Raw genomic sequence first — 15991 nt, forward strand, 5'->3', positions numbered from 1 at the left:
ATGGGTAAAGACAATAAGCCAGGCAGTAAGGGGCTGGGTGTAGGGCTAACTATCGGCGGTCTGCTCGTGGTTGCGGGCATTGTGGCGGTGGTGTGGGCGCTCATCGCACCCGCGAATACTCACACAGACCCTACGCCGGTCCCCTCCATATCTACTGCTCCGCCTTCGCCGCAGGCGTCAGCGTCGGCGACGCCTGGGTGTGGTCTGGATTTTAGTGACATGTCGCTACCAGACCGGAATTTCACGCCCGTGTGGCAGGACGGCCCGCTTGGGGTGCGCCTAGCCACGCTCCCGGGCGCGGGGCCGTGCGAGCAGACCCCTGCGGCTCGTGGCTATACGAATACCCCAAAAGCCGCAGTTTTAGCGGCGCTTAATTACGTGTCGTTGTCGTCTGTTGGCGGCCCAAACGCACAAGCTGTCCTCGACGAGTTATTGGCGGACGGCCCGGACAAAAAGGTGTTGCTTGAGGCGGCCGGTGAGCTGGCCGGGCGGGTGCTCCCTGCCCCGCGTCTGGTGGGTTTCCAGGTCTTCGACTACGACCTCGAGCGGGCGAGTATTGGGGTGGCGTTCATGCTGGACGCACAGCCTGGCGTGGTGTTTGGGCGCAGCCTCGACCTCACCTACGACAAGAAAACACAGATGTGGCGGACGCGGCCGGTGGCGGACATGTCCACGGTACTCACGGTGGTTGATCGGCCCTTGTCTACGGGGTGGACGTTATGGACGCGGTAGTGTTTGCTGATTACCTCGCGCCTCTACCTGCGTGGGTGCCCGGCGGCCCGACACCGACGGTCTGCGTGACGGATGTGTGTGGTTGGAATATTTTGAACCCGCTCGCCTGGGTCGGCAAAGGGTTTTCAACGCTCGTCGGCTCCGTCATTGAGCTACTGGCTGAAGCAATGGCTAGCGCCTCCATGTGGCTCCTGGAGTTCCTCGTAGGCTTCGTATCCTCCAATCCGCGCCTGAACTTGCAGGATACGGAGGCGATCACCTGGATCCACGACTCGCTTTCCTATGCAACCGGCTTGTTTATGCTCTTGGGGGTGCTTGTGGGTGCGGGGTCGATGGCTTGGCATCGACGCGGCGAACCCCTACGCGACATGCTCCAATCAGTCATCCAACTCGTTATTGTTTCGGGTGCGGGCGTGACAGTGATCCAACTCTTGATGGAGGCATCCTCCCTTTTCTCAAGCTGGCTACTCAGCTCTTCGGGGTCGATGGAGAGCGTTCAGGCCGCTATCAATGTGATGATTGATGAGGGCACAAATTTAGCGATCCTGACGATCTTCTTGCTCGCGGCGATGCTGCTCGGCACCCTCCTCGCATTGATTTTGCTGTTGTGTCGGGATTCTTTCCTCGTGCTCTTGATCGGTATTTTGCCTCTTTCGGCAGCGGCCACCAACACGGCCGTGGGGCGGCAGTGGTTTGAGAAAACAAAAACCTGGATTATCGCTTTTTTGCTGTATAAGCCGGCGTTCGCGATCATCCTCTCTATCGGTATGAGGCTGATTTCCTCTGGTAGTCCGCCGACGATGACCGCGCGCGTGGAGCAAGCCTGCGGGACCTTCGACGAAGCGAAACTCGAGGAGTACCAGAAGTGTGTCCTGGAGCAGATGAAAACCGCCATCGGAGACGACTCTTCGCTGACGAACTCCGTCACCACTATTCTCGTGGGCGTCGGGGTGTTGGTGTTGGCGGGGTTTGCTATGCCCGCGCTCATGCGTTTTGTGGTCCCCGCAACCGCCTCCATGTCAAGCGGCGCTGGGATGAGTGGGATAGCGGCCGGCCTGGGAGGCGCGGCCGGGGCACTCGTTGCGTCGGGTGCTATTAAGGTTGCGCGCGGCGGGGTAGCCGCAGCGCGGGGCGGGGTCTCGAAAGTCCGGGCTGCCCGCGCCACAAAAACAAGTGCCAGTAGCACGGCGAGTGGTAGTGGTGGTGTGGGTGCGACCGGCGCAGCAACCACCGGAACCACCGGGACAAGCAGGAGCGGCCCGGCGAGTAGGAGTGGCGCGGCTAGTGGCGCTACCAGCGCACCCGCTAATACAGGCAGTGCGAAGAAAACACCGCGGCGTGCGCGGGCGGCGAAGAAGCAGGCACAGACACCCATGCCTTCGGTGTCGGCGGGTAGTCAGGCTAGTGGCGCGGCCCCCACACCCCCATCCAAGCCGGCCTCACCTTTCGCCCTACCCACAAAGCAGCCCGGGCGCGGCGCTTTCGATAAAGCCCGCCAGACCGGCGCCTTCACGTCGAATCTAGCAAGCGGCGCAGATAGTGAGAGCGAGGAAAACGCATGAGCACACCCAGAACCTATGGCCACTGGCGGCGGCCCCAAGCCCCGGGTATCGGGCGGCTTTCCGGGGCGCTGACGGTCGGCGTCTTCGCCCTCCTGATCTTGATGGTTCTTGTGCAGATTATTGCCGGAATCATCCCCGCGTTGGTACTCGGGAGCATCTGCGGCTCGCTTGGTTTGTTGTTTGCCCGCAAAGACATGCATGGGGTGTCACTCGCGGGGAAGATTGGAGAAAGAATGCGATTTTGGCGCTCGCGCAGCCGCGGTGAGAATCTCTACCGCTCCGGCCCACTCGGGGTAACAGGTGGACCTTTCATGCTCCCGGGTATTCTCGCACCTACGAGGGTGGCTGATTTTGTGGATGGTTTCGGGCGTGACTTCGCCGTCATCACCACCGGAAAAACGGGCACCTTCGCTGTCGTCTTCGCCTGCGAAAGTGAAGGAGCATCCCTGGTCACTCAAGACCAGATCGACACGTGGGTGGCGCGCTGGGGGCAGTTTTTAGCGCGCCTGGGCGAAGAACCAGGCCTTATCGGTGCGAGCGTCGTCGTGGAATCCGCACCCGATACCGGCTCGCGCCTTCAGCGTGAAATCACCGCAAACAAGCAAGAAAACATCCCCAACTTGGCCGAACAGATGCTCAGCGAAGTGAGCCAGTTATACCCCTACGGGTCCGCGTCGCTGCGCGCCTACGTGACCCTCACCTTCGAAAACCATTTGGGTAAAGGTAGCGGGAAAACACTCGATTTGGCGGCGGCCGGTCAGGAACTGGCGACTCGTCTACCGTCATTGTCTCAGGCATTGACTGGGACGGGTGCGGGCTTTGTGCGTCCTTTAGATGCCGCGGGTGTGGGGCGGGTGGTGCGTTTGGCGTATGACCCGGATGCGCAAGAGATTTTCGACGACGCACTAGCCAGCAGCGAGGCAGTTACCTTGGAGTGGAATGAGGTTGGCCCGAGTGCCACGCAAGCTAACTGGGACAACCTCATCCACGACAACGCGGTGTCGGTGTCGTGGGTTATGAGCGCCGCACCACGCGGCATCGTCCAATCAAACATCCTTGCCTCGCTGCTGGCGCCGTCTCCTCGTATTGCCCGCAAACGGGTCGCCTTGCTTTATCGACCTATCGAGGCTGGGCGGGCCGGGGAGATCGTGGAGAAAGATAAAAACGCCGCTTCCGTGCGGGTCTCGTCATCCGCGAATGTGCGGGCACGCGATGAGGTCGCACTTGCTCACGCGGTAGCCTCCGCTGCCGAGGAAGCGGCCGGTGCGGGGCTGGAGAATTTCGGGATGGTGATTACCGCAACCACCATGCGCGATGCCGGAGACGTGAAAGACATGGCCGACGCGGTCGGCTCACTAGCATCGTCGGCGCGGATTCGGATCCGGAAATGCTATGGCGGGCAAGACTCCGCCTTCGCCATCTCTCTACCGCTCGGGGTGATTCCGGGCCGGTATTCGGTGATTAGTGAGAGTGTTCGGGAGGCACTATGACCAGCCAAAGCAATACCACGAGCACTATGAACGGGCGGGGGCCTGGTTCGCGTGGGTTTACCGGACGCGGGGGCGGCCGCCAATCCTATGTTCCGGCACTCCCCCAATGGCGCGGCACCTCGGTGCAGGTATGTGGCCTGTGGCCGTTTGCTAGTGGCGCGCCAGCCCCGCTTATTGGGGTGCCGTTCGGGCAGTGCGAGAAAGGCGGCAGCCTCTCCCCCGTTTGTTTCGACCCGATTAGTTGGTTTCGGGCGGGCATGATCTCCAACCCGAGCATGTTCGTCCTCGGCCTGCCCGGCCTAGGCAAGTCTTCGGCAGTGCGGCACATTAGTTTGGGTCTGGCCGGGTTCGGTGTCTCGACAATGGTTCTTGGTGATTTGAAACCGGATTACGTGGATTTGGTGGAGGCTATGGGAGGCCAATGCATTACTATCGGCCGCGGCGGGGTGAGCCTGAATCCGCTAGACACCGGAAACACCCACCAGGCAGCACAAGCACTCTCTGGCCAAGCCCGCCTCGATCTATTGAATAGTGCTCATGCTCGCCAGCTTACGATGCTTTCGTCTCTTGTTGAGCTGGTGCGCGGGGAACGTATTACCGACCGGGAAAGGACCATCCTTGACCGGGCGCTGCGCGTGTGGGATACCCACAACCCCACCACCGTCCCCATCATTAGCGACATCCTCGCTATTGTTCGGGCGGCACCCGACGACGTACGTTTGGCGGCACTTGATCGCGGTTCCATCGACCGCTACTTGCAAGTCACGGAAGCTCTCGAGGCATCACTCATGGCACTACTCGGGGGCCGTTTTGGGCAAATATTCGCAGCCCCCACCACAACTCCTATGCGGATGGACCGGTCCGTCGTCTTCGATGTCTCCGCGGTGTCGGGTGCGGATGAAGCCCTACAAGCCGCAGTGCTCTTGGCGTGCTGGTCGTACGGGTTCGGGAATATCACGACCTCGAACACCCTCGCCGATAACAACCTCGCCAGCCGTCGGCTGTTTTTCGTGGTCATGGATGAGTTATGGCGCGTGCTGCGGGCCGGGGAGGGCATGGTTGACTCCGTCGACGCCCTCACACGCCTCAACCGCCAATGGGCGGTGGGCCAGGCCATGATCACCCACACCATGAGCGACCTCGAGGCCCTAGCGTCCGAGCAAGCCCGGGCCAAGGCACGCGGGTTCGTGGAGCGCGCCGGAGTGTGCCTCCTTGGCGGCCTACCTGAACGGGAAATGGGTTTGCTGCGCGGTGCGGTGAGGCTGAATTCCGCGGAGGAAGACGTACTCACAAGCTGGCAAGACCCGGGAAGCCTTGACCCTGATACGGGGCGCTTATCTGCGCCGGTGGGGCGTGGGCGGTTCCTCATCAAAGTCGGCCGGCAGCCCGGTATTCCGGCCGAATGCGTCCTCACGCCCTGTGAGCGCGACCTTAGTGATACTTCGTGGAGGTGGCATGAATAATAAGCCTGGAACAACCGGGAATACCGGCACGCTCATCGCCACGTTGGCTGCTATTGGCGTCGGCGCGTGTCTGTGTGCATCCCTTTTCCTCGCCGGCCTCATCACCGGCGAAGCGGTGCCGTTTAACCCGCTCGTTCTCGTCATCTACCTCGCAACCGGCAAGCTACACCTGAGCAGCGTGACGTGGGTGATAGCCGGGATTTTCTCCGCAATCGTCATGAGCATTGCCGGCCTAGTTTCCTGGCGCGTGTTGAAAGTGCGGGGGCGGCGGGTTCGAGGAGACAACAAAGCCAGATTGACCGGCGGGCGCTCTGCTCGCCAAGCTCTCCAACGCAGCGTGGTTGCTGAGAAAGCCCAGCGCCTCGGCATCAGCGGAGATACCCCTGTAGGGTACAAGCTTGGGCGGGCGGTAGACACCGGCGAACTACTCTATGGCGACTTTGAGAGTGTCTCGCTCATGCTCTCCGGGCCACGTGGTGGTAAAACAGCCGGCTACGCCATCCCCTTACTTCTGGAAGCACCGGGAGCCGTATTGGCGACGTCGAATAAACGCGACCTCGTCGACGCCACCCGCTATGCACGCGAGCAACTGGGCGAGAAAGCATGGGTGTTTGACCCCTGCAACATCCTCGGCCGGCCCGGCACGATGTGGTGGAATCCCCTCACCTACCTCACCAGTCCTGCTTATGGCGGGAGCCTCTTCTCGCGCGCCACCCACCTAGCGAAAGTATTGGGGGACGCGGCCCGCGCCGGCACCGCAACCAAAGCATATGACGGCTTTTGGGATGGCGGCGGAGAACAAATCCGCGCCTGCCTGCTAGCCGCGGCCGCACTCGAGCACCGCTCCATGGCCGATGTCTATGCATGGGTGCAATCCACCCTGGATGAAACACCTATCGACATTCTGCGTAACCACGGCATGAGCGAACTCGCCGCGCTACTCCGGGCACAAATGGACCTCCCCAGCGTTACTAAGGGTGGTATGTGGGCACATGCGCGTAGTGGCTTGGAATGGGTGGGCGACCCCGAAACCAGGACCTGGTGGGCCGGGGGTGGGGCAGAATTCAACCCAGCCACTTTCGTGCAAACCCGCGAAGCCTTGTTCTCGATGTCCGTCGACGGAGCAGCAATCTCACCCTTGGTCGCGGCGCTGACGGCCGTGACGTGTTTGGCGGCTGAAAACTACGCGCAGAGTCAGCACGGCGGACGGCTTGCCACGCCGATGATGGTCGTGCTCGATGAAGCCGCGAACGTGTGCCCGTGGCGCGAGCTTCCGCGGCTTTATTCTCATTTCGGGTCGAAAGGCATCTGCCTCCACACGATTTTGCAGTCCTGGTCGCAAGGCGTGAGCGTGTGGGGCGAAGCGGGCATGAACATGCTCTGGTCGGCCGCGAATAACGTGCTTTATGCGGGTGGTGTGAAAGAGACGGAGATCCTGGCGAAAATATCGAAGCTCATCGGCACTTACCGCACATCCCAACGCTCCACATCACTGTCGAAGGGTGTGCGATCGACCTCCATCTCCCAAAACTCGCTCGAAGTACCTATAGCGAGTGAAGCCGAGCTAGCGGCGTTGCCGGCGTGGCGTGCCTGGCTGTTTGCTTCAAAATCCCGACCCACACTCATAAAGCTCCTCCCCTGGTTCGAGGGAGAAAATCAAGAGCTGGTGGAGGAGTCTATTGCCCGCTACGGCTCGAACGCCACACCTAGTAGCAGTGCTGCGCTTGGTGGGGTGCGTGATGCCTGGACCAACTAACCAACAACCACATTTTTTCATCAACACAGAGAGGTAAGAGATTATGAGTGAACAGACTGAAGATGTCATGGACGAGACCGTTGAGTCCCTTGCGGCCTTAGTGAAGGCGGCGTCGATGATTGTCGCCCGCGTACAGACGGAGTATGCCGCGCATTTGCAGCGCTCGGCGCAGCGCGCAGCCACCGCCCAGCAGGCTTTCACTGCGCAGCTTGGTGTGGCGCGTCCTTTCCTCGCCCAAGCAAGTAATGAACGCTGGTGGGACTCAGCTAGCGCGATGGATATTGCTCGCATGTATGGCCTATCGAAGAAATATGCAGGGGCTGATCCATTGGCCGCGCAAGCACATGCACGTGTCGCGTCTTTCCTGGAAGACCACGGAATCACACCCGACATGATCGACGGCGCCGACACCGACTCACTCTCCCAGGAGCAGGTAGACAGGCTCACCGCAGCCCTCGACTCCCGTCCTGACGTAGCGACGTCGGACAAGACACCAGCGGACACCACTCGTGCGGCCGCGACCACCCCGAGGGTTGGTATGCCGGGGGCTGGTGTGGAGCACGAGGCAGCAGTAGAACCGGTAGCCCCGGTCTTGGGCATTGAAGCGATGAAACAGAGGATAGCGCAGATGCGGGAGAAAGCCGCAGCAGCCGGCATTACTTTCGGCGATGCTACCGGCGAAGGCGCCATCATCGGAGAATTGAGCGTCCAGGCCGCGTGCCCGGGTAACCCTGCCGCGCGAGCGGCCGCTGTCGCGATGCCTGGCAAGAAGAAGCCGAAGGCAGAAAACGTGGCGAGCGAGCAAGCCGCCAAAGCCCAATAACAATACTGAGCCGTGAGTTTTCGCGTGTTTGTTGCTGTGGTCTATTTACTCGCGGGTAGGTGAGGGCTTGACGTGTCTATTTTTATTAGGATGTGAATCGTGAGTATTCCTCGAATTGGTGCCGTGGACCTGTTTTGCGGGGCAGGTGGACTATCGTGCGGCCTGAGCCAGGCCGGTATCCGCGTGCTCGGCGGAGTGGATATGGACGAGAAATGCCGGTTTCCTTTCGAGGAGAACATCGGCGCGAAATTCGTATGCCAATCAGTTACCGAGGTAAGCAAGAAAGACCTGGAAAAACTCTGGGGTAAAAGCAAAGTTCGTCTCCTGGCAGGGTGTGCTCCATGCCAGCCTTTTTCTTCCCAGCGACGCGGTGCGGACACGAGCCGTGAGAAAGAATGGGGGCTGTTGGGTGAGTTTGAGCGCCTTGTAGAAGAAACGCTGCCCGATTACGTGACAATGGAAAACGTTACGGGCCTGCAACGCCAGCCCGTATTCGCTAGCTTCGTGACGAAACTCGAATCGTTGGGTTACTCGGTGGACTATAAGGTTCTCAAGGGCGAAAATTTCGGGCTACCCCAACGTCGACGCCGACTCGTTTTAGCCGCCTCTGCCCACGGGCCACTGTCTTTACCAACATCACAAGAAGGTGCGGCCGTGAGTGTTGGCGAAGCCCTCGCCGGCCTTCCAAAGCTCAAGGCCGGTGAACATGATCAAAGCGACCCACTCCATAAAGCGCGCGCGTTAAGCCCGTTGAATCTTGCTCGCCGTCGGGCCTCACGTCCGGGCGGTACATGGCTTGACTGGCCTGAAGATTTACGCGCGCCATGCCAGAGACGGGATAGTGGGCAGAGTTTTAAATCCTTCTACGGCGTTATGAACCCGGCCGAGCCTTCCCCAACCATCACGACCCAGTTCTTCAATTATGGGTCTGGACGTTTTGGTCATCCTTTCCAGGAACGTACGATTACGCCGCGGGAGGCTGCTATTTTGCAGGGTTTCCCGCGCGATTATCGTTTCGTTGAGCCTGGTAGCGAGATCACTTTCAAGGGATTGGGAAAGATGATCGGTAACGCTGTTCCTCCGGTTTTTGGGAAGTTGGTCGGCGAGCTTTTCACACGCGATCTTCAACGACGCCGGTGACGTGTTCACTGGTATGTCATGATTAGAGCTATGAACCAAGAAGCTGAATATCAGTTCGTGTTTTCCCTGACGACGCTTGACCATTTAGGTCGTGGTCTTTACCGGAATTTCATCACGATCCTGGGCGAGGCGATTTCTAATGCGTGGGATGCCGACGCCACTAATGTATGGATCACGTTTGACCGGAAAAATGATGTGATGACCATCAAGGATGATGGTATTGGGATGACATCGGATGACATCCAGAATAAGTTCTTGAAGATTGGTTATTCCAAGCGCAAGGAACGCGGACGTCTTTCGGGTAAGAAACGCCCGTTTATTGGAGCCAAAGGTATCGGAAAATTGGCGTTGCTTTCGTGCGCCGATAAAGTCACGGTGTCCTCGAAACCGGCAGGCGGGCCGGTTTCTGGGTGCGTGATTGATAACCAGGTAGTTGATAATGCTATCGTGGAAGATAAAACACAGTACGAGCTGAATCTTCCGAGTATTACAGATTCAGTCCGAGACGACTTCGACTACCTTAAGCACGGAACGCTTTTAAAATTCGAGGGCAATAAAGCGAAAAACTCTACCGACATTTTTCTGCGTAAGGCTCTGGCTTTAGATTTTCGCTTCTCACTGCTAGATCCGAGCTTCACGATATTTTTCAAGGGCAAGCCTATCGGGCCGGGCGATGCGCGCGAACTCAGCGACGCAACGCAGTTTTTATGGAGGATCGGGAAGGATTTTGAGGACCCGTTCGTGAGCAGCATTCAGGCTTCCCGTAATGACACCCTGGAGTTCTCCAGTGTTGCGAATGTACGTGGTTTTATCGCTAGCGTGAGAAAGCCTGAAAGTCTCAATGTTTTCGGTACCGGTAAGCGTATCGGAGTAGATCTATTCGTCAACGGTAGGTTACGTGAACGCGATATCCTATCGCGGCGACCATCCGCACGAGTCCCGGAACAATACTTGTACGGACAAATCCACCTTGACGCACTTGACGGCGAGTTCTCGGATTCCGATCCTTTTACCTCTTCGCGTGAGGGTGTTCAGGAAGATGAGCCGCTCTTGAATGCATTCCTAGACGAGTGGGCACAAGACATACGTCGGAAAGTGTACGACCAATGGGATAAGTGGCGTCTCGAGCTCAAAGAAGAAGGCGACCCCGAGCAGACAGGTCGCCGGAGTGCTGCTCAGCGTGCGGCCGATAAATACATCAAGGAAGAGAATAAGGAGTTCGCGAAACGCTCGCCCGAATACAAGGACCGGATCGTTAAAGAGCTTGAAAACCCGCGCATGACCGAGGGGCTGCACCAGAATCTTGCGCATTATGGCGACCTTTATCGGTTAGAGAATCTAGTCCGAGACCTGCACCGCAAACTCCAGATAACTCTCAGTGAAAGATCGCGCACCCGAGTGGAAAAGTACCGCAACCAGGAAAAGAAAAACGAAAAAGATGCCGGCTACGTAGAACCGTGTCGTACACCGCAAGAAGACCTGTACTATCTCGGATTCACCGACCTTCTGAAAGAAGCTTCTTCTTCGCTTGAAGACTCCTGCGTTACGGACGATTTTCAATGCAAGATATCGCCGTTGCGTAATATTGTCATGCATACGGCGCAGCTGACGCCTTACGCGACCCGGCATTTCACCGAAAACACCAATAAAGCACTGGTTTACTACACCCATCTCGCATATGACCTAAACGAGGAAAACGGTCAAACTGCAATGCTTTCACGCAAAGACGGAGGAGATGAGTCAGCCGCCACTCAGGAGTAGCCTACGTTCGATTTCGAGCCGAAAGCGAGCGCCCAGCTCTGAAACCGCGCTCGAAATCGCCGCTGTGGTTTGCTGCATCTGATCCTGCAAACCACAGCGGGAATGCCAGTACTACGTAGACAAAAGTAACCAAGATTCCGATGATCGCCATTAATAGAGTTTCTCCCCCGTCTATCCGAAAAAGCACGTAGAGGGCCACGCTAATGCCTCCCAGCGCATAAATGCAGGCTGTCCCAGGGGAGATAAAATCGACCCAGAGAGCCCAAATACAGGCAGCTGCGAAAGCAGAATTCGGTACAAAGTTTGATGGAGCTCCATTCTTGTAATCAGCTACAAAAGAAAAACATATCAAAATGAGCCATATCGTAAAAACAAACTCCAGCGCAGATTCGGGGATTTCAGATTTGAGTGATTGGTAAGTGTTCTCAATCCAGTCTCCCAGTGCGACAAGTTGAAAGGAACGCGCAACGCCGGCGAAATTAGAAAATCCGGATTCCCCGAATCTGAAAAACGACAAGATTGAAGCCAGGAGATAAGACGAAACCACAAGGTTTACGAGGGTTCGAAATTTAAAACCGAACCCGGTGAGCAAGTTTTCCCAGGCGATCATTTTTGGCCTTTCTAAATGGTGATTGCTTGCGATGAACCATTTTAAGTAGCCAACCAATATGAGCCGCTACTTTGGATCCATACTGCCTGTAAGGTTTCGTAGGGGAAAGAATAGGTCGAGGAACCCCGGCACCGCGAGGACGGATCTAGCTCATTACCGGAAAGTAGATAGCTGGTGCCGTTTCCCTTTGCCCGGGAACATTTTCGCGCCGGGTTGCTATTTCTTCACCTGTTTCCTGTGTGAAAGAAACGAACGGCAACGAAAGGTCCCTGCCCGAGCGTGCGTAGTGCGTCGTTGCGGTACATCCTTTGAAAACGTTGTTCGGGTCGAGGAGGACGCGCATCATCGGGTCTGCGACGTCGGTGAACCATGCCGCGAGGCCGCCTACGGGCCGCTCGAAGCGGTAGATTTCCCAGGCTTCCCACATGGCCCTAACCCGGGTTCTAGCTTCGGGGTGGTCCCACCATAAGGGGCACCATACGCAGCCGGTGGTGATGGAGCGGCGGTAGTTTGGGGCGAGCCATTTCTCGAAGAAAGCGAATTCATCGGCATACATGGGTTTGAATTTTTGTTTTCCGGGCATGAAAATCCTCTCCTCACTTAACTTATAGCCATGGGCAGTAGTGAACGGCGTGGCCGATATGCGTCTTTTCGGCCGTCTCAAGGATGGTTTTCCCGTTATAGAAGTCGGGATTAATCATGCGTGCAAGACACAATGTGGAGACGTGCCGGGTTCCGTATTCACGCAGGCGTGCTGCGACCGAGAAGATATGGGAACCGGATACCCAGGTGTCGTCGATGACGAGGACTCTCGGCGGGGTTGGGCGTATAGCGAATTCGTATCTGTTTGGACTTACTTGGCGTGGATCGCTGCCGGTGTCGAGGCTTCGGATAGGCAGGTAGGGAAGGTCTTCATTCAGGCGGATAGTGTTGGTGAGGATGTGGTAAAGGGGGTGGGCAGTGCCTTCTTCTGGAGCGCGTTTAGTTGAGGGAACGAGTGTCCAGGCATCGTAGCCTCGGATTATTTTCCCGCATGTGCAATCTAGATGATTGTTTAGCTGGATGCCCAGGATCATGCATAGTGCTGGTCGTGCCAGGCCCTGCTTGATCTGATTCCCGCGTGCCTTGTAGTCATACATGTAGCGCAAGAGCTGGCCACCCTTAGATACGTAGGTACAAAAGCCAGTCTCGTCGATAAGCTTTGGGTAGTGACGGCAGCGCGGGCAGTACTTGTATCGAGGGTCGAGAGGGCCGCGGCACACCGCACATACGTATGGTTCTAAATCAGCGGAAATATAGTCAAGGTTCCCAATGGTCGGGCCGGCTTGTGCCCAGATAAGGGAGAGTTCCTGCCGGGTAATCATGTCAGGGCAAAGAGGTTGTAGGCACGCGCGATATTCTCCAATGCCTGGCGAATTTCCTTCATGGTCGACGCGATATACACGCCCGGGTTATCCGCGAGCTTGCTTGCCCATTGTGTTTGACGAACGACGGGCGCGAGCAGGATAACGCTGCGCCCGTGCGCTAGTGCGGCGCGTACTTGGTTGCGGGTTCCAGAGTATTCGCCAGCGGCCACCACTATGGTCGCTTGGGAATATCCGGACATGGTGGCATTGCGCATCGGGAACGACACCTTGGTTGGCGGAGCGCCTGGCTCGAATTGGGTGAGAACCAGGCCCCCACTCTCAACAATTCTCGAACGTAACTGCCCGTTCTCGGGCGGATATGTAATGTCGATACCGGTTCCCATGACGGCGATGGTGCGCCCACCAGCCTCCAAGGTGCCTTCGTGAGCTGCGGTGTCGATACCGCGCGCGAGTCCGCTGGCGACGCTATAGCCTTGCTCAACCACTAGGTGGGCGATCACTCGCGCGCGCTCACAGTCCTCTCGTGTGGCTTGGCGTGAGCCAACAATAGCGACCGCTCGGTCTACAGGATTGATCTCGCCTTCGTAGTAGATGAGCAAGGGAGCATCGCGTGCTTGGGCGAGGTATTGGGGATAGTCGTGATCTAAGACCGAGAGGATATTGATGCCACGCTCTTGCCAGGTAGTAATATCGCGGGTGGCTTGTTCGCGCTCTATCTGGCATGGCTGGAGCGCTCCGGGGTCGACCTCCATAAAGGCTGCGTCAATCCCCTCATAAAGCAGGGTGGCGAGGCGTACCGGTTGCGTGATCTTCTTATTGGTTTTACGCGCGAGAGCAAGAATGTCCGCTAGCTGACTCATCGTTGTTGCCACCTCCTGTTCTTGATTGCAATCTTAGCGTTACCACCATATTCGTAAAGGGGAAGCGTCACTGGAAACGACCATGCCAGGCGTGCAACCTTAGGCATTCCAGTTTCCTTCTCCGAGACTTGGCGCATTTCCATAACTAGCTTCGCTTCCCTTACCTTTACGCAGGTCTATCTGTCCATCCAGCGTTAGCCCACTCCAATCGGGCTGCCCGTATTCCACTCCAGGAAGCCGACTACCGGCGTCGGTGCGTGGTTCGGGCGCGGCGAGTGTTGCGAGGGCGGTCTTGGTTTCTTTTAGCGTGCGGCGGGCGAGTGTTAGTTCGCCGTGGGCGGTCTGGAGCCGGTTAATACCGGTGACGATACGTTCCATTGAGTCCATGACTTGGTTGCTGACCCATGCGGCGCGGCTACGCGGCCGGCTCAAAGCGCTGAGCGCCCGCAACCCGCTCGTAAACGCGGGCGAGTAGCGATGAGGCGCAGGTGTGTGTTTGGTTTGGGCGCGCCGGCCTAGGACTTGGGATGCACGGGCGAAGGCGCGGCCTTGTTCTGGGCCGTAGGCGTTTGCGAGGCCGGCGAAGAGTGCGGATGCACGAGCGCAGCTATCGGCCACTGCCATGCAATCGCTGGTGTCGGCGCGCTCAATGTCGGTAATGGTTTGGGTGAGTGCTTTTCCGAACTCACTCCATACCTGTGCCTCATCATTGTCACGTGTGCGGGAGGCGGGTTTCCAGATCGCTACCGCGCTTGATCGCGTAAGCGGGTTGTCCCACCACGTCTCGCGCAACACCGACAAAGCGACGTCGGCCGACATACGGCTTGAAGAGTACCAGGTGGGTTTGTGTCCGGGTTCGGGTTTAGCGGCCACCGAATACGAGATTGCTTCACTTGCTTCGTCGTTGAGGCGTGCGGATACGAGCAGGCCCGATGCACGCAACCGGGTGGCGAAGTCGCTCTCACTGGCGACGCTGCCGGCGATGTCTCGGATTTTTTCTTCAAGCATCCGTGCTTGCGCGGGCGTATGCGGTGCCGGGTCTCTGAGCGGGTTCCATAGGTCAGCTGCCTTGCGACGCTCCTCTAGGGTGTCGTTCCACTGGGCGCGTAGGCGGGTGAGGGTGAGGTCGCGGGCCACACGTCCTCCGCCAATCCAGATAGCGCGTTTACCGGGCTCGGTTTTGGTGACGGTGTAGGCGACAACGCCTTGGCCCTTGGCGTAGCGGGGCCGGAACTGTATGCCGTGGCGCGTGAGTTCTTCGAGGTATTCGCTTTCGGTAGAGGCCGCACCGGCTGCCAGGCGCATCGCTGCCTCTAAATCGAGACGCAGCTCCTTGTTGTCTTCGGTTTTGTAGCCCCGGGAAGCGTAGTTGTGTTTGCGTGATTCGAGGACCGCGAGACCGTATTTTTCTTCCAAAGCCGTGCAGAGTTTTTGGGAGCGCTTATAGTCGAGCCAAGTATTGCCTTTGGTCCCATCTTCACGCACGAGCACGAGCGCGATATGAATGTGGTCGCCACCGTTCTTGGTGAATCCGTGGCGCACAGCTATCCACTGGCACGGCGACTTCGAGGTTGTTGCTCGGTTGTCGAATTCCATTCCCTCCACAAAATCGCGCGCAATATTCGCCCATGTTTCGTCACTCAAAGGTTCTTCATCCGGATGCAAGGAGAGCGAGCAGTGCCAGACGTGGGCGGGTGTTTTTTCTTTCGACACGGGGATAGCACGTTCTTCTTTATAGTCCCAGCGGGTGACTTCACCGAGAATCTGAGTGCCGTGCTCAAGGCGGTTTTGGTCGAGGAGTTTCGCGACGATTCTTTTTTCGTCTTGCTCGAGGACGCGCCCGCCATAAGCCCACTCGGAAGCGATGTCTTCACTGCCCGCAACAATATGCTGATCACTGTGTTCGTTGGCGCGCCCCGGCCCAAACAAGTAACGCACTAAGCCGCCGATATCTCCGCCGCGCATGATGTTCGGGATCATAAAAGCTCCACCAACTTAATGCGCAGTAAGTTGATCGCGTTGACTTGGGAGCGCAGTTGCGCAGCGACTTCACGTGCCTCCGCGGGGAAGGCTTGTTCACTGTTTGCCCAGTGTGCGATCTGGTTAATGTTGGTGGCTTCGCCTTGGATTTGCCGACGCAGTTTGCGTAGCTCAGCGAGCACTTCGCGTATCTCACCGGCGCTGACTTGCTCAACCTTCCGGCCCAATCCGAAGCGCACGAGGTAGTCCGACATGGACACTCGCGCGCCGGCCGCTTTCATTTTCAGTTCTTCATATTGAGAGTGCTTGAGTTTGAGGTGGAAGGAGCGGCGCGGGTCGTCTTTCGGCGCGGTCGAGGCGTACGTGATCGGCGCGCGCACCGACTCCGTGTTGCTCGCCACCGCTCCACCTCCCTCGCTCACAATGAGGCCCGGCCCGGGCGCAAAG

14 protein-coding genes are annotated in these 15991 nt (G+C 58.0%); 8 read left to right on the forward strand and 6 right to left on the reverse strand.

Features of this window, described 5'->3' with window-relative positions:
* From ACRQDJ_RS06390 to ACRQDJ_RS06425, 8 genes are all read left to right on the forward strand, one after another.
* Positions 1-732 (forward strand): DUF8175 domain-containg protein, encoded by a 732-nt coding sequence (locus ACRQDJ_RS06390; protein ID WP_435730769.1) that lies wholly within the window; start codon positions 1-3, stop codon positions 730-732.
* Entirely contained in the window at positions 720-2294 is a 1575-nt protein-coding gene (locus ACRQDJ_RS06395) for a hypothetical protein (protein WP_284905846.1), read from the forward strand. Before ACRQDJ_RS06390 ends, ACRQDJ_RS06395 begins: the two co-directional genes overlap by 13 nt.
* Positions 2291-3784 carry an SCO6880 family protein gene (locus ACRQDJ_RS06400; RefSeq protein WP_284905844.1) on the forward strand — a complete coding sequence of 498 codons (1494 nt, stop codon included), beginning with the start codon at positions 2291-2293 and terminating at the stop codon, positions 3782-3784. The genes ACRQDJ_RS06395 and ACRQDJ_RS06400 overlap by 4 nt, the downstream gene beginning before the upstream one ends.
* Positions 3781-5247 carry a putative type IV secretion/conjugal transfer ATPase gene (locus ACRQDJ_RS06405; protein WP_435717891.1) on the forward strand — a complete coding sequence of 489 codons (1467 nt, stop codon included), beginning with the start codon at positions 3781-3783 and terminating at the stop codon, positions 5245-5247. Before ACRQDJ_RS06400 ends, ACRQDJ_RS06405 begins: the two co-directional genes overlap by 4 nt.
* Complete coding sequence (locus tag ACRQDJ_RS06410) at positions 5204-7003, forward strand: type IV secretory system conjugative DNA transfer family protein (protein ID WP_435706438.1); 1800 nt, start codon at positions 5204-5206, stop codon at positions 7001-7003. The genes ACRQDJ_RS06405 and ACRQDJ_RS06410 overlap by 44 nt, the downstream gene beginning before the upstream one ends.
* 43 nt (positions 7004-7046) lie before the next feature.
* Complete coding sequence (locus ACRQDJ_RS06415) at positions 7047-7826, forward strand: hypothetical protein (RefSeq protein ID WP_284905839.1); 780 nt, start codon at positions 7047-7049, stop codon at positions 7824-7826.
* A gap of 99 nt (positions 7827-7925) precedes the next feature.
* On the forward strand, positions 7926-8966 hold the full coding sequence (locus ACRQDJ_RS06420; RefSeq protein ID WP_284905838.1) for a DNA cytosine methyltransferase: 1041 nt from the start codon (positions 7926-7928) through the stop codon (positions 8964-8966).
* A gap of 30 nt (positions 8967-8996) precedes the next feature.
* Complete coding sequence (locus tag ACRQDJ_RS06425) at positions 8997-10727, forward strand: ATP-binding protein (RefSeq protein WP_284905836.1); 1731 nt, start codon at positions 8997-8999, stop codon at positions 10725-10727.
* A 1-nt stretch (position 10728) separates the two neighbouring features.
* On the opposite strand, the gene ACRQDJ_RS06430 is transcribed toward ACRQDJ_RS06425, so the two are convergent.
* The 6 genes from ACRQDJ_RS06430 to mobC all read right to left on the reverse strand — a co-directional run bounded on the left by ACRQDJ_RS06430 (position 10729) and on the right by mobC (position 15945).
* Positions 10729-11337: a hypothetical protein gene (locus ACRQDJ_RS06430; RefSeq protein WP_284905834.1), complete on the reverse strand. Its 609-nt coding sequence runs from the start codon at positions 11335-11337 to the stop codon at positions 10729-10731.
* Positions 11338-11482: 145 nt separating this feature from the next.
* Complete coding sequence (locus ACRQDJ_RS06435; protein ID WP_284905832.1) at positions 11483-11920, reverse strand: DUF4913 domain-containing protein; 438 nt, start codon at positions 11918-11920, stop codon at positions 11483-11485.
* 22 nt (positions 11921-11942) lie between these two features.
* On the reverse strand, positions 11943-12701 hold the full coding sequence (locus ACRQDJ_RS06440; protein WP_284905830.1) for a hypothetical protein: 759 nt from the start codon (positions 12699-12701) through the stop codon (positions 11943-11945).
* Positions 12698-13564 (reverse strand): DNA-processing protein DprA, encoded by an 867-nt coding sequence (locus ACRQDJ_RS06445; RefSeq protein ID WP_435706437.1) that lies wholly within the window; start codon positions 13562-13564, stop codon positions 12698-12700. Before ACRQDJ_RS06445 ends, ACRQDJ_RS06440 begins: the two co-directional genes overlap by 4 nt.
* Positions 13565-13663: 99 nt before the next feature.
* The gene (locus ACRQDJ_RS06450) at positions 13664-15544 is read right to left on the reverse strand and encodes a relaxase/mobilization nuclease domain-containing protein (RefSeq protein WP_284905827.1); all 1881 of its coding nucleotides are present in this window, start codon (positions 15542-15544) and stop codon (positions 13664-13666) included.
* Entirely contained in the window at positions 15541-15945 is a 405-nt protein-coding gene (mobC, locus tag ACRQDJ_RS06455; RefSeq protein ID WP_284905825.1) for a MobC family plasmid mobilization relaxosome protein, read from the reverse strand. The genes ACRQDJ_RS06450 and mobC overlap by 4 nt, the downstream gene beginning before the upstream one ends.
* Between the last annotated feature and the right edge of the window lie 46 nt (positions 15946-15991).

Origin of the sequence: Actinotignum urematis, from assembly GCF_051264595.1 — a bacterium.
Lineage (GTDB): Bacteria > Actinomycetota > Actinomycetes > Actinomycetales > Actinomycetaceae > Actinotignum > Actinotignum timonense_A.